Source organism: Marinobacter sp. H13 (assembly GCF_059072335.1).
Genome location: NZ_JCACRU010000001.1, coordinates 3,570,995 through 3,593,467, shown reverse-complemented (window position 1 = coordinate 3,593,467; position 22,473 = coordinate 3,570,995). Strand labels below are relative to the sequence as shown.

Annotated in this window: 18 protein-coding genes; 8 read left to right on the top strand and 10 right to left on the bottom strand. The window is 59.1% G+C overall.

All coding sequences use genetic code 11. The features are described from left to right. The first annotated feature begins 47 nt into the window (after nucleotides 1-47). Nucleotides 48-917, top strand: coding sequence for a patatin-like phospholipase family protein (locus tag AC5JQH_RS16755; RefSeq protein ID WP_008170559.1), 870 nt, complete (start codon nucleotides 48-50; stop codon nucleotides 915-917). Here AC5JQH_RS16755 and AC5JQH_RS16750 read toward each other — a convergent pair. Both AC5JQH_RS16750 and AC5JQH_RS16745 read right to left on the bottom strand, forming a co-directional pair. Continuing rightward, on the bottom strand, nucleotides 914-1,840 hold the full coding sequence (locus AC5JQH_RS16750; protein WP_053114766.1) for a universal stress protein: 927 nt from the start codon (nucleotides 1,838-1,840) through the stop codon (nucleotides 914-916). The genes AC5JQH_RS16755 and AC5JQH_RS16750 overlap by 4 nt on opposite strands. A 1-nt stretch (nucleotide 1,841) precedes the next feature. Then, complete coding sequence (locus AC5JQH_RS16745; RefSeq protein WP_053114765.1) at nucleotides 1,842-3,329, bottom strand: SulP family inorganic anion transporter; 1,488 nt, start codon at nucleotides 3,327-3,329, stop codon at nucleotides 1,842-1,844. Nucleotides 3,330-3,664: 335 nt separating this feature from the next. Between AC5JQH_RS16745 and AC5JQH_RS16740 the strand changes: the two genes are divergently transcribed. Continuing rightward, nucleotides 3,665-4,945, top strand: a complete 1,281-nt coding sequence (locus AC5JQH_RS16740; protein WP_053114764.1) for an MgtC/SapB family protein — start codon at nucleotides 3,665-3,667, stop codon at nucleotides 4,943-4,945. Nucleotides 4,946-4,949: 4 nt separating this feature from the next. Here the strand turns inward: AC5JQH_RS16740 and alkB are convergent, their stop codons facing one another. Continuing rightward, a complete protein-coding gene (gene alkB, locus AC5JQH_RS16735; protein WP_273017253.1) occupies nucleotides 4,950-5,600 on the bottom strand; it encodes a DNA oxidative demethylase AlkB in 651 nt (216 codons plus the stop codon). 138 nt (nucleotides 5,601-5,738) lie between these two features. Here alkB and djlA point away from each other — a divergent pair, with 138 nt between their 5' ends. Beyond that, nucleotides 5,739-6,518, top strand: coding sequence for a co-chaperone DjlA (gene djlA, locus AC5JQH_RS16730; protein WP_273017254.1), 780 nt, complete (start codon nucleotides 5,739-5,741; stop codon nucleotides 6,516-6,518). A gap of 20 nt (nucleotides 6,519-6,538) precedes the next feature. Here djlA and AC5JQH_RS16725 read toward each other — a convergent pair whose 3' ends face one another. Beyond that, a complete protein-coding gene (locus AC5JQH_RS16725; protein ID WP_008170570.1) occupies nucleotides 6,539-7,147 on the bottom strand; it encodes a methyltransferase family protein in 609 nt (202 codons plus the stop codon). A 162-nt stretch (nucleotides 7,148-7,309) separates the two neighbouring features. Here AC5JQH_RS16725 and AC5JQH_RS16720 point away from each other — a divergent pair, with 162 nt between their 5' ends. After that, on the top strand, nucleotides 7,310-8,806 hold the full coding sequence (locus tag AC5JQH_RS16720; protein WP_493791563.1) for an amidase: 1,497 nt from the start codon (nucleotides 7,310-7,312) through the stop codon (nucleotides 8,804-8,806). 125 nt (nucleotides 8,807-8,931) lie between these two features. Continuing rightward, on the top strand, nucleotides 8,932-10,788 hold the full coding sequence (locus tag AC5JQH_RS16715) for a putative bifunctional diguanylate cyclase/phosphodiesterase (RefSeq protein WP_430417080.1): 1,857 nt from the start codon (nucleotides 8,932-8,934) through the stop codon (nucleotides 10,786-10,788). Here AC5JQH_RS16715 and AC5JQH_RS16710 read toward each other — a convergent pair. Further along, complete coding sequence (locus AC5JQH_RS16710; RefSeq protein WP_493805779.1) at nucleotides 10,773-11,516, bottom strand: pseudouridine synthase; 744 nt, start codon at nucleotides 11,514-11,516, stop codon at nucleotides 10,773-10,775. The genes AC5JQH_RS16715 and AC5JQH_RS16710 overlap by 16 nt on opposite strands. Nucleotides 11,517-11,670: 154 nt before the next feature. On the opposite strand from AC5JQH_RS16710, the gene AC5JQH_RS16705 reads away from it, so the two are divergent. Beyond that, a complete protein-coding gene (locus tag AC5JQH_RS16705; protein WP_008170578.1) occupies nucleotides 11,671-13,296 on the top strand; it encodes a methyl-accepting chemotaxis protein in 1,626 nt (541 codons plus the stop codon). Here AC5JQH_RS16705 and AC5JQH_RS16700 read toward each other — a convergent pair. Both AC5JQH_RS16700 and AC5JQH_RS16695 read right to left on the bottom strand, forming a co-directional pair. Beyond that, nucleotides 13,293-16,376: an efflux RND transporter permease subunit gene (locus AC5JQH_RS16700; RefSeq protein WP_053114759.1), complete on the bottom strand. Its 3,084-nt coding sequence runs from the start codon at nucleotides 16,374-16,376 to the stop codon at nucleotides 13,293-13,295. The two genes, AC5JQH_RS16705 and AC5JQH_RS16700, sit on opposite strands and share 4 nt — an antisense overlap. A 5-nt stretch (nucleotides 16,377-16,381) precedes the next feature. Next, nucleotides 16,382-17,464 (bottom strand): efflux RND transporter periplasmic adaptor subunit, encoded by a 1,083-nt coding sequence (locus AC5JQH_RS16695; RefSeq protein WP_104270269.1) that lies wholly within the window; start codon nucleotides 17,462-17,464, stop codon nucleotides 16,382-16,384. Nucleotides 17,465-17,775: 311 nt separating this feature from the next. Between AC5JQH_RS16695 and ilvG the strand changes: the two genes are divergently transcribed. Both ilvG and AC5JQH_RS16685 read left to right on the top strand, forming a co-directional pair. Continuing rightward, entirely contained in the window at nucleotides 17,776-19,476 is a 1,701-nt protein-coding gene (gene ilvG / locus AC5JQH_RS16690) for an acetolactate synthase 2 catalytic subunit (protein WP_104270268.1), read from the top strand. Further along, nucleotides 19,473-19,751, top strand: coding sequence for an ACT domain-containing protein (locus AC5JQH_RS16685; RefSeq protein WP_062785269.1), 279 nt, complete (start codon nucleotides 19,473-19,475; stop codon nucleotides 19,749-19,751). The genes ilvG and AC5JQH_RS16685 overlap by 4 nt, the downstream gene beginning before the upstream one ends. Before the next feature lie 453 nt (nucleotides 19,752-20,204). Here AC5JQH_RS16685 and cynS read toward each other — a convergent pair whose 3' ends face one another. Genes cynS through ntrB form a run of 3 tightly spaced genes read right to left on the bottom strand, consistent with a single transcriptional unit; the run spans nucleotide 20,205 to nucleotide 22,473 of the window. Then, entirely contained in the window at nucleotides 20,205-20,648 is a 444-nt protein-coding gene (cynS, locus tag AC5JQH_RS16680; protein WP_008170587.1) for a cyanase, read from the bottom strand. 27 nt (nucleotides 20,649-20,675) lie between these two features. After that, the gene (locus tag AC5JQH_RS16675; RefSeq protein ID WP_008170588.1) at nucleotides 20,676-21,590 is read right to left on the bottom strand and encodes an ABC transporter ATP-binding protein; all 915 of its coding nucleotides are present in this window, start codon (nucleotides 21,588-21,590) and stop codon (nucleotides 20,676-20,678) included. A 55-nt stretch (nucleotides 21,591-21,645) separates the two neighbouring features. Then, nucleotides 21,646-22,473, bottom strand: a complete 828-nt coding sequence (gene ntrB / locus AC5JQH_RS16670) for a nitrate ABC transporter permease (RefSeq protein WP_008170590.1) — start codon at nucleotides 22,471-22,473, stop codon at nucleotides 21,646-21,648.

Sequence of the window (22,473 nt, the reverse complement as noted above, 5' to 3'; positions counted from 1 at the left end):
GTTCATGTATTGGCATGACCGGAGAACACACAAGATAGGGGGAACGGATGCTCCAGACCCACAGTGACACCACAACCAGCAATGCCCTCGTTGTCGAAGGTGGCGCCATGCGCGGCATCTTCGCCGCCGGCGTACTCGATGCCTTTCTCGAAAAGCGGCATCAGCCTTTCACGGAAGCCTGGGGCGTCTCCGCGGGCTCAACCAATCTCATCGGCTACCTCTGCGGCCATCACGGCCGAAATCATCGAGTAATCACCGACCACGCCTGTCGGCCGGAATTCATCAACTGGGGGCGTTTCTTCCAGGGCGGGCATTTGTGCGATGTTCACTGGCTCTGGCATCAGTCTTACCAGGAAGTACCACTCGATCTGGAACGCTACCTGTCTGGCACCACCAAACTCTGGGTGGCAACCACGTCGGTGGTGACCGGTGAGGCCCGGTATTTTCCGGTCGACGACCAGAACATCCACAACGTGCTCACCGCCTCCTGCTCCATTCCCCTGGCCTACCGTGATTATCCAAGAGTGGAGGACGAGCCCATGAGTGATGGCGGAATTGCCGATTCCATTCCGGTTGCGGAGGCCTATCGCCGGGGAGCCCGGGATATCACGGTGGTGCTTTCCCGACCGCTGGGCTATGAGAAGAAGCCGTTGGCGTTTCCGGCGCTCACCAAGCGGATGTTCCGGGAGCAACCGGGGCTCGCCGAGGCCATAATCCGGCGGGGCGAAAGATACAACGAGACACTGGAATTCATTCGAAATCCGCCGGAGGACTGCCGGCTCCGGATTATCGCGCCACCGGAGGATTTTCCGGTAAGCCGGTTGACCACGGATCTGAACAAGCTGGATCTGGGGTATCAGCAAGGCCACCGCGCGGCGATGGCCTATCTGGCCGAATTGGCCCAGGAAGTAACCTAGCGAAGCACCACCAGGGGCTTTTTGGCGGTTTTCAGCATCGTGGTGGTTGTACTGCCCACCAGGAACTGACGGATGCGGGAGTGCCCATAGGCGCCCATCACCAGGATGTCGATGTCGTGTTCTTCCTGGTAGGCGTGCAACGCGGGTTCCACATCCCCGGCCCGGATCGCCAGAGTGATCTCGGATTCCAGACCTGCCAGCATTTTCTCGGCTTTCCTGAGCTGCTCCCAGCGGTCGTTGGTGTCCGGTCCAACCATCACCAGATGCAACGGCATGCCTTTCAGAACCGGGCTGCCAGCCAGCAATTCCACGCCCTTGAACGCCGTAGCGCTGCCATCGAAGGCCAGCATGGCGCTGCGGGGCTGGGTATAGTCGTCCGGCACCAGGAGAATCGGGCGGTGCATGCTGCGAATCACCGTCTCCAACTGACTGCCGATGTGGGTGTCACGCTCGGAACTGCTTTCACCGTGCAGCCCCATGACCAGCAGGCGGGTCTGATTCTCCAGCGCCAGCAGAGACTCGGTCAGGTCACCATGGCGCTGACGCTGCACCACGTCATTGATACCGGATTCGCTGACCCGCTTTGCCGCTTCGTCCAGCATGTGGTGGCCGTGTTCCAGGGCCAGCTTGGCGCGCTTGCGGTCCAGCTCTGCCAGGTCTTCGAGCAGCTGTTCACGGCTGCCCAGACCAATGTTGCCAGCCAGATCCGGCTCCGCCGGATAACGTTCCTCGTCCAGCACGTGCAGCAGCATCATGGGCGTTTCCATGTGCTTGCTGGCCCAGGCTGCGTAATCGCAAACCGCCGGCGCCGCCTGGGAGCCATCAATACAGGCAACTACTCGTAACATCTCAACCTCGCCTTCATGATCCTTGTGATTGTTATTCTGACTGCGATCGCTGTTGGATTCCTTGGTCTGTGTCATGTCAGTGCCCCATCAGCTGGTCAACGGCGTCCGGCTTGTCGTGCACGCCAAAGCGGTCAACAATCGTGGCACTGGCTTCATTCAGCCCGATAACCTCAACTTCCGCGCCTTCCCGGCGGAACTTGATGACCGCCTTGTCCAGGGCACCGACTGCGGTGATATCCCAGAAATGGGCCCGGCTCAGATCAATGACCACATTATCGACTGCTTCCTTGAAATCAAAGGATTCCGTGAATTTTTCCGAGGAACTGAAAAACACCTGGCCCACCACTGTGTAGGTGCGGGTATCGCTTGCTTCATCCAGCTCAGAGGTCACCAGCATGTAATGGCCAACTTTGTTGGCAAAAAACAGGGCCGCCAGCAGAACGCCGGCCAGAACGCCGAACGCCAGGTTATGGGTGGCAACCACCACAATCACCGTAACAACCATCACGATGTTGGTTGAAAGCGGATGTTCCCGCAGGTTCTTGATCGAGCCCCAACTGAAGGTACCAATCGACACCATGATCATCACAGCAACGAGGGCCGCCATGGGGATCTGGACCAGCCACTTGTCCAGCACCAACACCATAATCAGCAGGAACACACCGGCAGTCAGTGTCGACAGCCGGGTACGGCCGCCGGATTTGATATTGATAATGGACTGCCCGATCATCGCGCAGCCCGCCATACCACCAAGCAGGCCGGAGCCGATGTTGGCAATGCCCTGACCCTTGCACTCACGGTTGCGGTCACTGGTGGTGTCGGTCAGGTCATCGACGATGGTTGCGGTCATCATCGATTCCAGCAGCCCCACAACAGCCAGCCCCACGGAGTACGGCAGGATGATCATCAGGGTTTCCAGGTTCAGGGGCACATCCGGCCACAGGAAGATCGGCAGAGTATCGGGCAATTCGCCCATATCACCGACCGTGCGGATGTCGAGGTTCAGGTACATGGCAACGCCGGTCAGAACCACAATGCACACCAGAGGTGAAGGCAGGATCTTGCCGATCCGGGGCAGCAGCGGGAACAGGTAGATGATGCCGAGGCCGGCCGCCGTCATGGCGTAGACATGCCAGGTAACATTCGTCAGTTCGGGCAGCTGCGCCATAAAAATAAGGATGGCCAGGGCGTTTACAAAACCGGTTACCACCGAGCGCGAGACGAACCGCATCAGGCCGCCGAGCTTAAGGTAGCCAGCGGCAATCTGAAGAACACCGGTCAGCAGCGTCGCAGCAAGGAGATACTCGAGACCATGCTCTTTAACCAGTGTCACCATCAACAGGGCCATGGCGCCAGTGGCTGCCGAAATCATGCCGGGACGGCCACCCACGAAGGCAATGATCACCGCAATACAAAAAGAGGCGTAAAGACCCACTTTGGGATCGACACCGGCAATGATCGAGAAGGCAATGGCCTCCGGGATCAGTGCCAGCGCCACGACGATACCGGCGAGCACATCGCCACGAATGTTCGAAAGCCAGTTGGCTTTTAGGGAATTCACCATAATGTCGGGTTTCCGGATTGCTGTGGAGATAAAAAAACTGAGATAAAACCGTCGATTGCACCCAACCTATCTCACGTTGGCTACAGGGATATGTCTCAGGGGATTAAACCAGAGGAAGAGGAAGCTGAGCGCTAGGGCGGAAGGATCGTCACGGTTTCAGTTTGCTGCACGGTTGATGAAAATCAGGTAACTGCGAATTTCAGGGTCGCGAAGCTTACCAGACCCCTAACGGGAAAGTAAGGCGGTTACGGGAATCTTCTTAGAGGTGTAACGACCGGTTGCACCTGCTGCTATCATCAACATATTCAATTATTAACAGGAGCCTACGCCCTCCCATGGATGATCTTGCTTCCCAGTTTCTGGCCGGAAACCAGACCACTCTCGACCTCGCCGTTGCGCTTTTGCTTGGCGCCATCATTGGCCTGGAGCGGGGATGGGATGCCCGGGAACAGAAATCCGGCGAGCGAATTGCCGGCATCCGCACCTTTGCCCTGGTAGGCCTGCTTGGCGGTATTTCCGCGGTATTGGCACAGGAAATCACGGAATGGGCGTTTCCCGTGCTTCTGGTCAGTGTCGTGGCCATGGCCATCGTGGCCTACAGCGAGCGCCTTGAGCATATCCGTAATTTCAGCATCACCGGTATGGTTGGCATGGTGCTGACCTTCTGCTTCGGTGCGGTGGCGGTGGCAGTGGACCCGGTCATCGCCACGGCCGCAGCGGTGGTAACCGCAATCATTCTGGACAACAAGGAAGAAATCCACGGTTGGGTCAACAAGCTGAAGGAACATGAACTGGATGCCGCTCTCAAGCTGCTGCTGATTTCCGTGGTCATGCTGCCGTTGCTGCCAAACGAAAAGATGGGGCCTGGCGGGGTTCTGAATCCCCGGGAAATCTGGTGGATGGTGGTGATGATCGCCTCCATTTCCTTTGTCGGCTATTTCGCCATAAGGGTCGCCGGTACCCGCAAAGGCATCCTGTTTACCAGCCTATTCGCCGGGTTGAGCTCGTCCACTGCCCTCACGCTGCACTTCGCCCGCCAGGCCTCGAAAACTCCGCAGCTCAACGCCCAGTTCGCCACCGGTATCCTGATTGCCTGCGGCACCATGTTCCCCCGTATCCTGGTTTATTGCCTGGTGATCAATCCCGATCTGTTGCCCAGTCTGATCTGGCCCGTGCTGGTGATGACCGCCCTGCTATACGGGCCCGCGCTCTTTATCTGGCGGAAAAATGACCGAGAGCTTCAGGTAAGCCAACCAACCCTTAACCAGAACCCGCTGGATTTGACCTCTGCCCTGGTTTTTGGCGCGTTGCTCACAGCCATCCTGCTTATGGGCGAGTTCCTCGGCAACTGGCTAGGTGATGCGGGCATCTATTTCCTGGCAGCCACCTCCGGCATCGCGGATGTGGACGCAATTACCCTCTCCCTGACCCGCATGTCCAACAACAGCCTGGCCATGGGAACAGCAGTCATAGGCATTGTGATCGCCGCTGCCACCAACAACCTCGTGAAATCGGCGCTGGCCGGGTTTGTCGGCAATCGCCAGATCGGGCTGCTGGTCGGGGGGCCGATGGTGCTCTCTCTGGCAGCCGGGCTTCTGGTCGCCTGGCTGCAGTAATCCCTTACCTGGCCCGACGGAACGTCAGATTGTAACGATACCCGCCCGTTAGCGGGTGCTCCCCGGCTTTGAGGGTCAGCACGCCGTGATAACGCATCCGGGCCGGGCCGCCCCAGACCACAACGTCACCATGGGCAAGTGGCACGCGGATGGGGCGTTCGCTGCGTTTGAGACCACCAAACTGGAACACCATCGGCAGGCCCAGAGAAACCGACACGATGGGCTGCGTGAAGTCCTGCTCGTCCTTGTCCTGATGCAGCCCCATTCTTGCCCCGGGCTGGTATCGATTGATCAGACAGGCGTCCGGTTCAAATCCCTCAAAACCAGCGGTTTCGGCGGCGCTTCTGGCCAGTTCCCGGAAAGCCGCAGGCATGGCGGGCCAAGGCCGGCCGGATTCCGGATCCTCCGCCTGATACCGGTAACCCCTGCTATCGGTAACCCAGCCAAGATCCCCGCAGCAGCTCATGGCCGCAGACATGGCATGGCCACCAGGGGTCTTCATGTGTCTGAACGGCGCTTCTGAGGTAACCGTTTCAATGCTGGCCATGAGTGATTCGGCGTTCGGGAGCGCGAACTGCCGCAGCACCACCGCGCCATCCATCAGAGGCTCGACTGTCTGTTCCGGTGGCAGGTTAGAAAACAGGTCTTGGGTCATGACTACTGCCCCCTCATAAATGATTTAATCTAATAGCTTACGTGGCTTTTTCACAGGTCGATGAAAGCCTGTTCATGAAGCCGGGCTGAAAAACACGTATATTCTATGGGCTGATTCATTCCTGTTAAGGACTTATTAATGCTGTTTGCAATCATAATTGGCGGTCTGATTGGCTACGCCTTTGGCAAATTCCCGGGCTTTCTCATAGGTGCGGCGATTGGCGCCTTTCTCTTGAACCTTCTCAAGCGCCGCCTGATTGGCAAGCTCCAGAGCATTCAGTCCGGTTTTATTGAATCGGTTTTTGCTGTGATGGGTGCCCTCTGCAAGGCAGATGGCGTGGTATCCAGGGATGAAATTCAGATGGCCGAAGCCATGTTCGTTCGCTTCCGCCTGAATGAAGAACAGAAAGCCAAGGCCAAAACCGCCTTCAACCGTGGTAAAGAGCCGGATTTCGACCTGGATGCCGAGCTTAACCAGTTCCTCCAGGCCAGCGGACGCCAACCCGCGTTTCTCCAGATGTTCCTGCAGGTTCAGGTATCAGCCGTAGCTGCGGACGGCAAGGTGCACCCGGCCGAACACGAAATGCTGGTAAAAATCGCCCGTGGGCTGGGGTTACCGGAGAGCCAGGTGGACCAGCTCGAAGCCATGCTCCGTGGGGCCCACACCAACCGGGCCGGTGCTGGCCAGCCCTCCTCCGCTGATCAGATCAGCGATGCCTACAAGGTTCTTGGGGTATCGCCTTCCGCCAGTGATGATGAGCTCAAGAAGGCCTACCGTAAGCTGATGAGTGAGAACCACCCGGATAAACTTGCGGGCCGGGGATTGCCCGAGAGCATGCGGGAGATGGCAGAGGAACGCACCCGCGAAATCAGTCATGCCTACGATGTGATCAAGGAAGCCCGGAAAAAATCTGCGTAAGGCCCTCTGCCGTCACCGGGTCAGAACCAGCGCGGTACCCGCACGCGATAATGCTCGTAGTCCTCGCCAAATTTATCCGCCAGCGCCTTCTCCTCCTCCCGGGCCTGGCGGGTGATCACCAGTACACCGGCCACCAGGCATACCAGGGAAAACACACTGGGCAAGGCCAGGAAAAAACCGAGCTGCCCAGCCATCACAGCCAGGAACAGGGGATTACGGGAACGGCCAAATGGCCCGCCTGTGAGCAGTTTGCGCTCATCCTTCCGAGGATCGATACCAGAGCGCCAATCCTCATGCATGTAGGCCTGCAGATAGTTCACGGTAGTAAATGAGCCAATCAGGAGGAGCATGCCAACCAGCAAAATCGGCCACACATAGAGCGGGCCGAACACGCCCAGCCAGGGGTCGATATCCGCAAAAATCCGCACCACGCAGACGCCGAGAATGAACGCCCGAAACACATTGAAGGTTTGCCGGTGCCACCAGGGCGCACTCCCTCGCTCACCATAGTTAATGTGCGAAAAGCGCATTCTCTGATACAGCCCGAGGCTTCGGCCAGCAAACTGCAGACCGATCATCAGAAAGAAAATGCCGAGAAAGTGGCGTACGAGGGGTTCAATAAATTCCATCAGGATCGCTTACAACGTTTTCAGGCCGACAGCTTATTATTTGAAGAGGTCTGTGAAAAGGCCCTGTGCTAGCCGCCGACCACTCACCCTACCTAAAATGACATGTCATCACATTTTCAAATGCAGTAGAGTCGTGGAATCACTTTCAAGGAGAGTCTGGCCATGAGCGCCCCGCAGTCCTGCCACAGTTTCAGAAACGACGCGATAGGTTGCGATGACGCCACTGCCCTTGCCGAACGGGTCCGCCGCCGGGAAATATCGGTCACCGAACTCACTCAAGCCGCTATCGCTCGCGCACAGGCGGTCGAACCGCTCCTTCACGGTCTGGCCTCGGCGAATTACGACCAGGCGATCCGGACTGCTTCAAAGCTTGATGCCGCCGACCAGACCGGTTCCTTTCCCCTGTTCCGCGGTGTTCCAACACTTGTCAAAGACAACACCAACGTGTCGGGCATGACCACACGGCACGGCTCCCTGGCCGTGCCCAGCGTTCCTGCATCCGATACCAGTCCATTTGCCCGCCAGTTGCTTGCCCAGGGTTTTCTGTGCCTGGGTAAAAGCACCCTGCCGGAATTCGGATTCAACGCCACAACCGAGCCCGCACACGCGCCGGCAACCTGTAACCCGTGGAACCTGGCCTATTCCTCCGGAGCCTCCTCAGGCGGTTCAGCGGCCCTTGTGGCGGCCGGCGTGGTACCCATTGCCCACGCGAATGACGGCGGAGGCTCCATACGGATTCCGGCCGCCTGCTGCGGCCTGGTCGGCCTTAAGCCCACACGAGGACGATTGATAGACAACGAAGCGGCGACCTCCCTGCCGATCAACATTATCAGCGAGGGCGTAGTGACGCGCTCGGTACGGGATACCGCTAATTTTTTCGAGCAGGCCGAGACCTATTTCCGCAATCCCGGCCTGCCGCCCATTGGAAGAATGGAGGGCCCCTCCGGTCGTCCGTTGAGAATCGGACTGGTGCTGGATTCCATCAATGGTCACAAAACCGATGACATCACCCGATGGACTGTCGAAGAAACGGCGCTCAAGCTGGAAAAAATGGGCCACCGCATTGAGCCAGTGCCCGTTCCGGTGCACAGCACCTTCCCCGATGACTTTGCCCTGTACTGGGCACTGCTTGCCTTCGGCATCAGGGCCAACGGCAGGAAACTGCTTCACCCGGCCTTCGACAAACACAAAACAGACGGCCTGACCAACGGCCTCGACAGGATGTTCCGGCGACAGTTCTGGCGCCTGCCAACTGCGCTCTGGCGGCTCAAGCGTTCCTGGCACGACTATGCACATGCCATGGCCGGATTTGATGCCGTGCTCACGCCGGTACTTGGCCACACCACACCCGCCCCTGGCCATCTGAGCCCCGATGTGCCTTTTGACACCCTGTTCGAACGGCTGCGCGAGTATGTGAGCTTCACCCCTCTGGCAAACGCCACGGGCGCACCGGCAATCTCACTGCCCATGGGCCACACGCCCGATCAACTGCCCGTGTCCGTTCAGTTTATGGGGCGGCACGGAGGCGAACGCACGTTGCTGGATATCGCCTTCACTCTGGAAGCCACCCATCCCTGGCCGCTGCTTTGCGATTTCAGCCGGAACAATCCTGGCAGTGGGGAACAAAACGCCAGGGACTCACTGGCCAATCCCGCTTGAAGTTGGACACTTATAAAAACAGCTGCCATATTCTTTAAAGAACTTAGACGTAACCTGATCAAGTATCCAAACCGAGAGCCAAGGCCGTTCGTAATTCGAAGAAGGACAATTTATTGAGCCCGGCCATGCGTGACAGTGAAGTCCTCGTGACCCACCACAAGGCACTGATGGAGCTGAGCCACAATACCAGCTTTATCGAGATGCCCCGCCCCCGGAAGCTGGCAGCACTCATGGAGCTGTGCACCCGGCTGTTGGGCGTGAAACGGGCGAGTGTCTGGCTTTTCCCTCCGGAACGGGACCGGATCACCTGCGAGTGGCTTCACGACACAGAGCTGCCCGGCCGCAATAGCTGCATCGCGCAGAATGGCTCAGAGTTCAACCTGTTTCGCTCAGACCACCCTGACTACTTCCGCGCCATCACCGAAGAACGAGTCATTGCCGTGGAAGACGCCCGCAATGATATCCGTACCCGTTCCTTCGACCGCGATTATCTGTCCGTGCAAAACATTCATTCCATGTTAGACGCGCCGATTTTCGACGGCGAACAACTCAGCGGGGTTGTCTGCCTGGAGTCAAGTGTGCGCCGTGACTGGTCGGTCCCGGACATTTCGCTGTCAGCTGCCATTGCAGACACCATAAGCCTGATGAACACTCACGAGGCATGGCTGAGATCCAAGCGGGCGCTGGAATACGTCAGTCGCTACGACTCCCTCACCGGACTCGCCAACATTGATTCACTGCGTGACCGGCTGAACCACCTGGTGCGCAAGATCAAAGGCCGGGGCACCGGCAGTCTTGCACTGCTCTGGATTGACGTTGACCGCCTGAAAACCATCAACGATGGCCTTGGCCCTCAGGCGGGGGATCAGGTCATCGCCGATATCGGACAGCGCCTGAAAGAAATCCAGTTGGCGGGCAAGGACTTTCTGGCGCGCATTGGAGGGGATGAATTTGCCCTGGTTATTCGCAACTACACCCAGCCGAGCTTTCTGGACGAGGTGATCCGCGAGATCCATAGCCGTATTCGCCAGTCGATCCGGGTGTCCGATCAGGATCTGAATGTCAGTGCCAGTGTGGGCATCTGTCACTTCCCGGGCGATTGCCACGAGTCAGAAGAACTGCTCAGAGGCGCAGAGGCTGCGATGTACCACGCGAAACGGCAGGGCGGGGACCGTTCGACCCTGTTCGATTCGGAAATCCAGATGACAGCCCGCTCCCGGTTTGCGCTCGAGAGCGAGCTGCGGGAAACACTCAGAACCAGCGGCCTCGATGTCTTCTACCAGCCAATCATGGACCGCACGGGAACACAGCTGGAAAGCGCCGAGGCCCTGGTTCGCTGGCAGCACCCGCAACGTGGCTGGCTGTCACCGATTGAATTTCTGGACGTGGCGCGCAGCGCCGGCCTGATGTATGAGCTGGGCGCCTGTGTGCTGAAAAACGTCTGCGCCCACTGGCGTGAGGCAAAAGACCGGAATACGCCATTACCAACGATATCCGTCAACCTGTCGGCAGAGCAGATATTGGTCCCAGAGTTGCCAGAGCTGGTAAAAGAGATCTGCGGTAACCAGGGCATGCCGGTCAGTGCCCTGCAGTTTGAGGTGACCGAAGACTCCATCCAGGGTGATTTCAGTGTCATCGGTCGGGTTCTGGAACAGCTGGTACACGCCGGCGCCGAGCTCGCTATCGACGACTTTGGCACCGGGTACTCATCGCTGTCCCGGCTCAAAAGCCTGCCCTTCTCCCGCATCAAGATCGACCGCTCGTTCATCAACAACCTTCCGGATGACGAAAACGATTGCGCTATCACCCTGTCGATCATTGGCCTGGCCAGGGGGCTTGGCCTTTCTGTCGTTGCAGAAGGTGTGGAGAGCGAAGCCCATGAAAGCTGGCTGTTCGAGAAAGGCTGCGACTACCTTCAGGGCTACCGTTACAGTAAACCGCTTCCCTACCCAGAGTTTATCAAGCGCTACTTTTCCGAGTGATCCCGTACGTCAAATCCCGGGAAAAGCGATAACACCTCCAGAAAGCTCGCCTCAGGCGCGGCGCTAATGGTCAGTGGTTTACCCGAAACAGGGTGTCGGAATGCCATCCGGGTTGCGGCCAGCATCAACCGCCCCTGGCCGAATCGCTCTGCAAAATAGCGGTTGTGGCGGCCCCGACCGTGATTGGCATCGCCAATGATCGGGTGGTTGATGTGTTTCATATGCCTGCGCAACTGGTGCTTTCGGCCAGTTTTCGGGTTCAGTTCAACAACGGCGTAGCGACTGCTCGGGTATTTCTCGATCTCCACTGGTATCTCGGTCGTCGCCAGCGTGCGGTAATAAGTGAGAGCGTCCCGCACCGGCTGCTCTTCCCCTTTCAGCCGTCGATCCTCCGGTTCCTCTCGCAAGGGATGATCAATCTCCCCGTGTTCCGGCGGCCAGCCACGCACCATCGCCAGATAGGTTTTCGTCACCTCACCGGCCATCAGCGCCATACCCAGCGTGCGGGCAGTGTCGCTGTCCCTGGCAAACACCAGGACGCCGGAGGTAGGCCGGTCCAGTCGATGGACCGGGTAAACATGCTGGCCCTCATTTAGCGCCCGGGCATATTGCAGGGCAAACTCGGTTTCGTGTTTGTCGATAGGGCTCCGGTGAACCAACAGCCCGGCCGGTTTGTGGACAGCCAGAAGGTGTTCGTCCCGGTAAAGAACGGTTAGTGGGTTGCTCATAAGATAGATGTCATAAAAGCTTCATATTCAAGTCGGCCAATTGCATTCAAGAGCCCGCTTCTCTAGCCGATACCAAAGTAGATAACCTAATCAACTAACGCTACGTATACACTAGCGACACACCCTTACCATCGATCGCTCCCAGGAATAGCTGATGAACTGGTACTCGAAAAGCATTCTCAACCGGGTTCTTCTCGTCGTTTTGACGGCAAATCTAGTCGTCGCCGCAGTGGCGGTGATTTACCTGAACTTCTCCCTGAAAGTCAAAGATGACTTCAACAGTCTTGTAAGTACCAGGATGGTGAACGCCCTTGAAGCCCAGGATGTGCTTTCTGATTTCAAGACCCAGGTCCAGGAGTGGAAAAACGTCCTGATCCGCGGAGCCGACCCGGAACAACTGGACAAATACTGGGGCCGATTTCAGCAGCGCGAAGCATCAATACAGAGCCAGCTTGATGACCTGATTCCCCGAATTCAGGAGCCACAGGCAAAGTCACTGATGTCCGACTTCAAACAGGCACACCAGACGATGGGGCGTGCCTATCGTGAGGGATTCGAGGCGTTCACACGCTCAGGCTTTGATCCGAACGCAGGCGATGCCGCGGTACAGGGGATCGACCGTGAACCTGCCAGACTGATTGTAGATGCTGCAACCGCAGTCCGTGAAGATAGCCTTGTCCGGGCCCGAACCCTGAACACCGTTGTCACCGAGCGTAGCTGGCTGGTGGCGGGTCTTCTGATTGCCGCCATCATTCTGGGTACCATCGCGCTGATAATGATCCTCTTGTCAGGTGTGGTCCGGCCCGCACAGAAGCTCACCTCGCAGATCTCCCGACTGGGCGACGGTGATCTTTCGGATCCTGTAACCATGCAGCGGGCTGACGAATTGGGGCAATTGGCCGACGCTGCCCGAAGCCTGCACCGCTTCCTCAGCGATACCGGAAGCCAACTGAGCGAGAACGCCAGGCAACTGAACGATACCGGCGAGTTGATCCGCCAGAACGCCGACAGTGTCGTCAGCCAGTCTGACCTGGCCCACCAGCGCATTGAGCAGATTGCGACAGCCATGAACGAAATGTCTGCCACCGCGGAGGATGTGGCCAGTCACGCTGCCTCGGTAGCCACCGAAGTGAGCCAGACATCCGACGAGACGGCTACAGCGGATTCGCAGATCAACAAGGCGGTAGACAGCATGCGGCGTCTGACCGACCAGATCCGGAACTCGGCCGAAACCGTTAACCAACTCGCCAATGATGGCAAGAAGGTCGGCGACGTTATGCAGGTTATCCGGGAAATTGCAGACCAGACCAACCTGCTGGCACTGAACGCCGCCATCGAGGCGGCCCGGGCCGGCGACGCAGGTCGCGGATTCGCGGTGGTTGCCGATGAAGTCCGGAACCTGGCTGCCAAGACCCAGGAAGCCACCGTGGAAATCGACCAGATCATCGGCGCCATCAGTGGGGCTTCGCGGGACGCCACCGAGTTCATGCAGGCCTCAGGCGTTGTAGCTCAGGAAAGCAGCGAGGCCGTTGAAGCCGTACGCGCCACCCTGGCCGAAATCAACCGGCGCATGGGCAGCATCAACGACGCAACAACCCAGGTTGCTACAGCGGCCGAAGAACAGACCAGTGTCTGTGAAGACATCAACCGCAATGTCACGGATGTGGCCGAAACCTCCGAAGCCATGCACCAGGCTGCTGAAAACAACCTGCGCACGGTACCTGAACTGGAAGCCATGGCTGCCCGGGCCCAGGAACTGGCGGGCCGGATCAAGCATTAAGTAGTTCGGAAGCGGCTGGTCAGACTCCCGAAAGCCCGACCGGCCCGGTTACCCAGCACCAGCAATGCAGGTGTGAGCAACAGCGTCAGCACCGTAGCAAACGCCAACCCCCCCGCGATGGCACTGGACAGCTGGGTCCACCACTGGGTTGATGGCGCACCAAGGCCCAGGGAGGGCGTCAGCAGGTCCACATTGACGCCGAGGACCATGGGCATCAACCCCAGCACAGTGGTGATGGCCGTCAGCAGCACCGGCCTCAGGCGAAGGCAACCGGTTTCCAGGGCGGCCTCGTAGGCCTCAACCCCGTCCTTGCGCATCTGGTTGTAGGTATCGATCAGAATGATGTTGTTGTTTACCACGATGCCTGCCAGGGCAATCGTACCCATTCCCACCATCACAATGCCGAACGACTGACCGTTTACCAGAAGCCCGAGCAGCACCCCGGCGGTGGAGAGCACAATCGCCGAGAGAATCAGGAAGGTCTGGTACAACGAATTGAACTGGGTCACCAGTATCAACAGCATGAGGCCGATGGCTACCAGGAAGGCCGTCGCAAGGAAGTTTGATGCCTGCTGCTGATCCTCGTTCTCGCCGGCAAACTTCACCGAAATTCCCTCTGGCGGTTCCGGCATCTCGGCCTGCAGGGCCCGCAGCAGCTCATCCACGCGGCGCCCCTGTGCCAGATCGGATTTGATGGTTACCGTGCGCTGGCCATCCACCCGGACAATACTGTTGGTTTTGTCGCCCGGGCGAAGATCGACGAATTCAGAGAGCGGCACCTGGCCCCGGGAGGTATGAATGGTCTGGCGCTGCAGATGATCCAGTTCCCGCCAGTTATTCGGAACTCGCACCACGATGTCCACTTCATCCCGCACGTCCTCAGGGCGATAGGTGGCCAGTTTCAACCCGTTGGTCACCAAGCGCACGGCACTGCCGATACCCAGCACATCGGTACCGAAGCGAGCGGCGGCTTCCCGGTCAACCTGCAGCCGCCACTCAATCCCCGGAAGGCTGCGGTCGTCTTCGATGTCCACGAAACCACCGAGCTCACGCATGCGGTCTTTGATTTCGTCCACGTAGCCATTGAGACTGTTTGCTTCGCGGCTGCTCACCTGTAGCTCTATCGGTTTGCCTTCGGCAGGCCCACCTTCCTGTTTGCGGAATTCCAGCTCAACGCCCGCTATATCAGAGGTCATGTCGCGGAAGTCCTCGAGAATCGCGCTGGCCGGTCGCCGGGTGAACCAGTCGGTAAACTGGAATTGCAGAACGCCTATGACATCTGGCGCCAGTTGCGAGCTGGTCTGTACCATTGAGCGGGCGTACAGGGCCTTCACCTCGGGCATGCCACGCAACCGCTGCTCCACTTCACGCACAATGGCATCCCGCTCCCACACTGAAAGATCACCCCTCGCCCTCACCTGAACCTGGGCGGAATCCGGCTCCACACTGGGGAAGAACTCAACCCCATGGTTGAAGCGGGCGTACGCGGCGTAGATCACGGCGATCACGCAGAGCACACCAATCAACGTCAGCCCCGGTGAACGAAGTAGCAGCCCCAGTACCCGTCGATAACCCTCCATCAGGCGCCCCGAAGAATGCCCCTGCCGCGCCCGGCGCCCCCCACTGGTGCTGCCCAGCACGGGCAGGAACACCAGCGCCATGGCCAGGGAAGCAATCAGACAGATAATCACCGTCAGCGGCAGGAACTTCATGAACTCCCCGACAACGCCGGGCCAGAACAACAACGGCACAAACACCGCCAGCGTGGTTGCGGTCGACGCAATAATGGGCCAGGCCATGCGACTGGCCGCCTCGGCCCAGGCGTGCTTGACCGTCTGCCCTTCCGACAGGTTCCGGTCCGCCAGCTCCGAGACCACGATGGCGCCATCCACCAGCATGCCCGCTACCAGAATCAGGCTGAACAGCACCACGATATTGAGCGTGAGCCCCATGCTCCAGATCACCAGGATACCGGTCAGGAACGCGCCCGGAATGGTCAGCCCGACCATCACCGCAGAACGAGGTCCCATGGCGGCGATCACCACAATCAGAACGAGCACGATGGCGGTAAGTACATTGTTCAGCAGATCACTGAGGATATCGCGCACTTCTTCGGACTGATCCATGATGTAGCGGATTTCCAGAGAGTCCGGCAGCTCCGGTCTGGCCTGATCAATCAACTCACGAACCTGGGCAATGGTCTCGATAATGTTGGCACCCGAGCGCTTGGAGACTTCCAGCACCAGCGCCGGCTCCCCATTGATACGAGCGAAACCGGTGGGGTCCTTGAAGGTACGCTGGAGCATGGCCACATCGCCGAAGGTGACCACTGTGTCACCGTCCACCTTGATCGGCATGGACATCACATCCTCGATGGTTTCGATCACCCCGGGCACTTTCAGGGCCATGCGGCCATTGCCGGTATCCAGCGAGCCGGCCGCCACCAGCTGATTGTTGCGGGTTACCAGCGAAGCCAGCTGATCAAAATCAACGCCATAGCTCTCCAGCACCTGGGGATCGACCACGATTTCCAGCAGATCCTCCCGATCGCCACCAATCTCCACTTCCAGAACTTCCGGGATAGACTCGATGGCATCCTGGAACCGCCGGGCGATGGTTATCAGCTCCCGCTCCGACAAGGGGCCAGACAGACCCACGGACAGCACCGGGAACAGGGACACGTTGATCTCGTTTACCCTGGGTTCATCCGCTTCCTGGGGCAGCTTGGTACGTGCTGTATCCACTTTCTCCCGCACGTCCTGAAGCGCCTTGTCCGGATCAAACCCGGCATCGAACTCCAGCATCACCGAGGCATGACCTTCCGAGGCGGTACCACGCATTTCCTTGATGCCTTCAAGCGAACGCAGCTCCTGCTCCATGGGCCGCACCAGCAGACGCTCGGCGTCCTCCGGGCTGATGCCATCCAGGGTCATGGAGACATAGATCATGGGGATGGTGACGTCGGGGTTGGCTTCCTTCGGGATGGTCTGAAACGCGGCAATACCCCCGAGCAGGAGGAACAGAAGCGTCAGCAAGGTGGTCCGGCTGCGATCAATGGCTGCGAAGATCAGTGCGCGCATGCGGTCTAGCCCCTGTCTTCAGCGGCGTCGACCGGCACAACCTGTTCCCCGGTGCTGACGAAACCACCGCCGCGGGTAATCAGGCGGATCTCATCCGGCAAGCCGGTCACCCAGGCACCCTCGGTGGATACACTCAACAACTTCACTTCACCGAACTCGACACGGTTCTCACCGTTCACGTATTTCACACCGGGGCGACCGTCATCACCGAGGGACAAATAAGCGGGTGAGATAAACATCGCCTTTACCTCCGGCAATGCCACCCGCAGGCTGGCGCTGCCACCGGCCACCCGTTTGCGATCCGGATTCTCCACCGCGATCTCCACGGCAAAACTCCGGGTTTCGGGCGAGGCAGCGCTGGCCACAAAGGTCACCACGCCAGAAAGACGGCTGCCATCCAGCAAATCCACGCGAACAGACTGACCGGGCGCCACATTGCCCACCGATTGCTGGGGGATCTGCGCGGTAGCCTTCAGGCGATCCACCCTCACCAATTGAAACAGGGGGGAACCCACCTGCACCAGATCGCCGATATCCACCGATTTGCTGTTGATAATGCCGTCAAAAGGCGCCTCGGGAGTGAGGTGGCTGATGGCCTGTCGGGCACCGGTCAGCTCCGCTTCAGCGGCAGCAAGTTCGCTTTCCAGGCTCAAAATCTGGGATTCCGAGGCAAGGTTATTGGCGCGGAGCCGGCGGGCCGCCACCAGGTCCGCTTCCAGTTTCCGAACCTGGGACTGCCAGCGCAACACCGCGGCACTCCGCCCTTCATCAGCTATCGTAAGCAGCTTCTGACCCTGCTGGACCTGCTCACCCAGACTCACAGCCAGAGACTCCACGCGGCCGGGCACCTGGGCACTCAGCATCACCGAACTCCAGGGCTCCAACTGGCCCTGCAGCATCAGGCCCGGCTCATGCAGCCGTGCCGTCAGGGTTTCCACCTGCACAGTTGTAGGCTGGCCATCGCCGCTGTCCTGACGTTCCGGAGCCTCATCACTGGCCACCTTTACCTCACCGGTCGCCATCCAGACCACCAGCGCGATCACGATCAGAAGTGACAGCCCAAGAGAACCCCATTTTGCTTTCGTCATTGAATGCTCACTGTTCCTGAATCGGAGGTTGGCAGAAAAACCGGCAATTAACGGTTGCATCTGTATAAAAACGTGGGGTAGATTCTACACAGAATCTTTTTACGAATTCAGAGCAGACTGTCGATTTTATGAATCTCAACGCAGTGATTGTCCTTGTGAAGCTTGTCCTGGTGGTCGTGGTACCGTCCGGGGGCTTCTGCGTGGACAAGCGGGTGAGATAGCGACAAACCTGACAAAACACCAGAAACCCCCGGCACCGAAAGGTCCCGGGGGTTTCTTTTTTTACGGCAAAAGAAAAGGGAAAAACGACCATGAACGGCGCACAGCACATTCTTGAAGCGTTCCACCGCCACAACATCAGCACGGTTTTCGGGTATCCGGGTGGCTGCATCATGCCGCTATACGACGCGCTGGTGGACGATGTGGGCGTGGAGCACGTGCTGTGCCGCCATGAACAGGGCTGCGCCCTGGCGGCAGACGGCTACGCCCGGGCCAGTGGCAAGCTGGGCGTCTGCATTGCCACGTCGGGCCCCGGCGCCACCAACCTGATCACCGGCGTTGCCAACGCGCACCGGGATTCCATTCCCATGCTGGTGATCACCGGCCAGGTTCCCTCGGGCCTGATCGGCACCGACGCCTTCCAGGAAACCGACGTACTGGGCATGACCCTGGGCATCGTTAAACACAGTTACCTGATTGACGATGCAGACAGCCTGCCGACCATCATGGAAGAGGCGATCGAACTGGCTCAGAGCGGTCGCCCCGGGCCGGTCTGGATTGATATTCCCAAGGACCTGTTGCTGAGCGAAGCGGCCTATGCGCCCTTCCCCCAGCCTGAAGCCCGTGAAACAGCTTCAACCGACCTGACGGACGCCCTGGCAATGCTGCGCGCAGCCCGCAAGCCCCTGCTCTACAGTGGCGGTGGCATCAGCCTGGCCCACGCCGAGGACAGCTTCCGGGCCTTTGCCGAATCCTCCGCCCTGCCCGCGGTTGTAACTCTGAAAGGCATCGGCAACCCCGGGAAACACAATCCCTACAACCTCGGCATGCTGGGCATGCACGGCTCCCGGGCTGCCAACAAGGCCGTCGACGAGTGCGACCTGCTGCTGGTCATCGGCGCCCGCCTGGATGATCGCGCCACCGGCAAACTGGATGGCTTTGCGCCCAACGCCAGGATGATTCACATCGATGCCGACGCAGCCGAAATCAACAAACTGCGCGACGCCGACCTGGCCATCCGCGGCGACCTGAACGAGATACTGAAATCACTGGCGGACGCATTGCAGGCCGAGCCACTGGCCATCAATGAATGGCAGAAACAGTGCCGCACCTGGCACACCACCGGCGGCTTCCATGCGGCCGACAACGATGACCCGATGGCCCCGATCACCGGCCCGGCCTTCATCCGCCAGCTCTCCCGGATTGCCCCGGACGACACCGTCATCGCCTGTGACGTTGGCCAGCACCAGATGTGGGTGGCCCAGCATTACGACTTCTATCACCCGCGCCATCACCTGACCAGCGGCGGCCTCGGAACCATGGGCTTCGGCCTGCCAGCTGCCATCGGCGCCCAGTTTGCGGATCGCAACAGCACCGTCATCAACGTAACCGGTGATGGCTCGTTCATGATGAACGCCCAGGAACTGGCCACCATCCGCCGCTACAACCTGCCGGTAAAGCTGATCGTCATGGACAACCAGTGCCTGGGCATGGTCCGCCAGCAGCAGGAACTGTTCTACAACAACCGCGAAAGCCAGATAAACCTGGACGACAACCCCGACTTCGTCGCCATGGCCCGGGCCTTCGACATTCCGGCCCTGCACATCGAACGCACCGACCAGATCCGCCGCGGCATCGAAACCATCCTGGCCTACAACGGCCCGATGCTGCTGCACGTTGCCATCAGCCGTGAAGAAAACGTATGGCCCATCGTCAAACCCGGCGCAAGCAACACAGACATGATCGACGAAACCGCCCGCACCGCAAAAGCCAGCAAGGAGCAAGTTGCATGAACCCGCAAAGCCAGCCATCAACGCCCAGCTACACCATCAACTGCCGCATGACCCACGAAGCCGCCGCCCTCGAGCGGCTCTGCCAGGTGGTCCGCATCCGCGGGTTCCGGATTGCCACCATGGCCGTCGAAACCGCCGGCGAGCATCTGAACATCGCCCTCACCCTGGAAGGCACGCGGCCGATTGCCATGTTGCAGTCGCAACTGGAGAAGCTTCATACGGTTGCCGAGGTTGCCCTCGCGGCTGGATCTGTGGCCCGGTCTCGTTCGGCCTGAGACTTTGGGGGGTATCGTCCTTTCCTAGCCTGAGGTTTGGCGGGCGTGGTCTTTCTGTAGCCTGAGATTTGGCGGGCAGGTACGGGGGTGGGGGTATCTTTTCTTCGGGGAAAACAACTCGCTGCGCTCAGACATCTTTTCCCTGTCAGAAAAAATACCCCCACCCCCTACCGACGGGCAGCAGCGATAATTCTAAAGGGAATATTTCGTAGGATTAGCGAAGCGTAATCCGACAAAACCCGTTGGATTACGCCTGCGGCTAATCCAACCTACAAAAGCACAAAAATCCTTAAACCGGTGAACCCGTGTTGCACGTCGGCGCGGGGTGGCAGGTGGATTTTTCGCCGGAAAAAGGTGTCTGAGCGAAGCGAGTTCTTTTTCCAAGAAAAATCCACCTGCCACCCCGCAGGCCCGCCCCTCAACCAACAGGCTACAAAGGCGGGCTCTTCCGATTTACCAGGCTTTGTAAGGCAGGAACTTCCCGTTCATAGTCACGACCACACGGTCGCCCTTCGGATTCTCTTCCTTCTCGATGTCCATGGTGAAATCGATGGCACTCATGATGCCGTCGCCGAACTTCTCATGGATGAGCTCTTTTATAGTGTCGCCGTAGACACCCACCACTTCGTACAAACGGTAAATCAGCGGATCCTGCGGAACGGCGCCGTCCCAGGCTTTTTTGGGGCAGACCTGCAGGGCTTCGGCTATCGGCTTGTCCAGGTCGAGGACTTCGCACAGGGCAAAGGCCTTGTCTTCGGTGAGGCTGTTCATACCCAGGGCCGCTGAGGTGGTGAACACCGGGGATAGGCCGATGGTTTCGGCGATGGCTTCCCAGGTCATTCCCTTGGACACTTTGGCTTCCAGGATTTTTGCGGTCATCAGTTCTTTGTTCATCATGGCTGTTTCCTCTCTTGGGTTTTAACGTCAGGCATTCACCGCACGGGCGGCAGTCTCAGATTCGGATTCGGTTTCAGAGTCGGCAGACGCTGGCGTGGACTGGGCAACGCCTTTGGCGGGTTCGACGATTTTCGGGGTGCCGTCTTTTTCCGGCAGAGCCGAGCCGCTTCGGTTGACCAGGAAGTCCACCAGGTAGTCCCGGGTTTTGTGGTAGGCCGGGTTCTGGAAGATGGTGGCCCGGGCCCGCGGGTGCGGAATGTCCACTTTCACGCTCTCAGCGATGCGGGCGTTGGGGCCGTTCGACATCAGGAAGATGCGGTCAGACAGTAGAATGGCTTCGTCCACATCGTGGGTGATCATGAACACGGTCTGGCGGGTTTCTTCCCAGATTTTCACCAGCTCGTCCTGAATCACACCCCGGGTGAGCGCATCCAGCGCGCCGAAAGGCTCGTCCAGCAGCAGGAGTTCCGGCTGGGTGGCGAAGGCCCGGGCGATACTCACCCGCTGACGCATACCGCCGGACAGCTGGGACGGCTTGCGGTTCAGGGCGTGGTCCAGGCCCACCATCTTCAGGTAGCGTTCGCTGTGCTCTTTCACCTTTTCCTTGGACCACTCCGGCCAGCGGGCGCGCACGGCGAAGACGATGTTGTTCAGGGTGGTTTTCCAGGGCAGCAGGCTGTAGTTCTGGAACACAACCCCGCGCTCAAGGCCTGGGCCTTTGATTTCCTTGCCGTTCATCACCACGTTGCCGGCGCTGGCTTCGTCCAGGCCTGCCAACACGTTCAGGATGGTGGATTTGCCGCAACCGGAGTGGCCGATGATGCAAACAAACTCACCTTTCTCCAGGGCAAAGCGGATATCCTCGAAGACGGTCAGCTCACCGCCCTGGCCGTCCGGATAGACTTTGGACAGGCCATCTACTTCCAGGAATGATTTACTCATAACAGGTCTCCATTCGGAGGGTTGAGGCCGGCACCGGAAACCGGTGCCGGACCGCTCATTCTTTGTATTCCACCAGTTTCTGGGCCTTGCCCAGGGCCAGGTCGAGCAGCATGCCCACCACCCCGATCATCAGGATGGAGAAGATCACACTGGCCAGATCCAGGTTGTTCCATTCGTTCCAAACGTAGTAGCCAATGCCGGTGCCGCCCACGAGCATTTCCGCGGCCACGATGACCAGCCAGGCAATGCCAATCGAGATCCGCATGCCGGTCAGAATGGTGGGTGCTGCGGCCGGCAGGATCACCGTAATGGCGGTGCGCAGTGGGCCGAGTTCGTGGGTGCGGGCCACGTTGACCCAGTCCTGCCTCACGTTCGCCACACCAAAGGCGGTGTTCAGAAGCATTGGCCAGATCGAGCAGATGAAGATCACAAAGATCGCTGAGGCATCGGAGTCCTGGATGATGAACAGGGCCAGGGGCATCCAGGCCAGCGGCGAAATTGGCCGCAGCACCTGGATGTAAGGGTTCAGGGCCTTGTACATCAGCGGCGACATGCCGATCAGGAACCCGACGGGCAGCGCAATGGCCATGGCCGCCAGGTAGCCGGTCAATACCCGGTACACCGAATAGGCCAGCTGGATGCCGATGCCCTTGTCGTTGGCGCCGGCGTCATAGAACGGATCGGACAACTCCGCCCAGGCCAGCTTGATCACCGCCGAGGGTGGCGGCACCCGGGATTCCTGCTCCACACCACCCATCAGCATTTCGTATTCGGTCAGTCCTGTCTGGGCCTCCGGGGGCTGGGTTGCCATTTCCCAGAGCCCCAGGGCCAGAATCAGGAACGACACCGACAGCAGTGCTGCCCGGACGTTCAGGGAAGCCAT

Coding starts and splice junctions, on each gene's coding strand:
- AC5JQH_RS16755 (WP_008170559.1), top strand. CDS start 48: ATGCTCCAGACCCACAGTGACACCACAACCAGCAATGCCCTCGTTGTC.
- AC5JQH_RS16750 (WP_053114766.1), bottom strand. CDS start 1,840: ATGACACAGACCAAGGAATCCAACAGCGATCGCAGTCAGAATAACAAT.
- AC5JQH_RS16745 (WP_053114765.1), bottom strand. CDS start 3,329: ATGGTGAATTCCCTAAAAGCCAACTGGCTTTCGAACATTCGTGGCGAT.
- AC5JQH_RS16740 (WP_053114764.1), top strand. CDS start 3,665: ATGGATGATCTTGCTTCCCAGTTTCTGGCCGGAAACCAGACCACTCTC.
- alkB (WP_273017253.1), bottom strand. CDS start 5,600: ATGACCCAAGACCTGTTTTCTAACCTGCCACCGGAACAGACAGTCGAG.
- djlA (WP_273017254.1), top strand. CDS start 5,739: ATGCTGTTTGCAATCATAATTGGCGGTCTGATTGGCTACGCCTTTGGC.
- AC5JQH_RS16725 (WP_008170570.1), bottom strand. CDS start 7,147: ATGGAATTTATTGAACCCCTCGTACGCCACTTTCTCGGCATTTTCTTT.
- AC5JQH_RS16720 (WP_493791563.1), top strand. CDS start 7,310: ATGAGCGCCCCGCAGTCCTGCCACAGTTTCAGAAACGACGCGATAGGT.
- AC5JQH_RS16715 (WP_430417080.1), top strand. CDS start 8,932: ATGCGTGACAGTGAAGTCCTCGTGACCCACCACAAGGCACTGATGGAG.
- AC5JQH_RS16710 (WP_493805779.1), bottom strand. CDS start 11,516: ATGAGCAACCCACTAACCGTTCTTTACCGGGACGAACACCTTCTGGCT.
- AC5JQH_RS16705 (WP_008170578.1), top strand. CDS start 11,671: ATGAACTGGTACTCGAAAAGCATTCTCAACCGGGTTCTTCTCGTCGTT.
- AC5JQH_RS16700 (WP_053114759.1), bottom strand. CDS start 16,376: ATGCGCGCACTGATCTTCGCAGCCATTGATCGCAGCCGGACCACCTTG.
- AC5JQH_RS16695 (WP_104270269.1), bottom strand. CDS start 17,464: ATGACGAAAGCAAAATGGGGTTCTCTTGGGCTGTCACTTCTGATCGTG.
- ilvG (WP_104270268.1), top strand. CDS start 17,776: ATGAACGGCGCACAGCACATTCTTGAAGCGTTCCACCGCCACAACATC.
- AC5JQH_RS16685 (WP_062785269.1), top strand. CDS start 19,473: ATGAACCCGCAAAGCCAGCCATCAACGCCCAGCTACACCATCAACTGC.
- cynS (WP_008170587.1), bottom strand. CDS start 20,648: ATGATGAACAAAGAACTGATGACCGCAAAAATCCTGGAAGCCAAAGTG.
- AC5JQH_RS16675 (WP_008170588.1), bottom strand. CDS start 21,590: ATGAGTAAATCATTCCTGGAAGTAGATGGCCTGTCCAAAGTCTATCCG.
- ntrB (WP_008170590.1), bottom strand. CDS start 22,473: ATGGCTTCCCTGAACGTCCGGGCAGCACTGCTGTCGGTGTCGTTCCTG.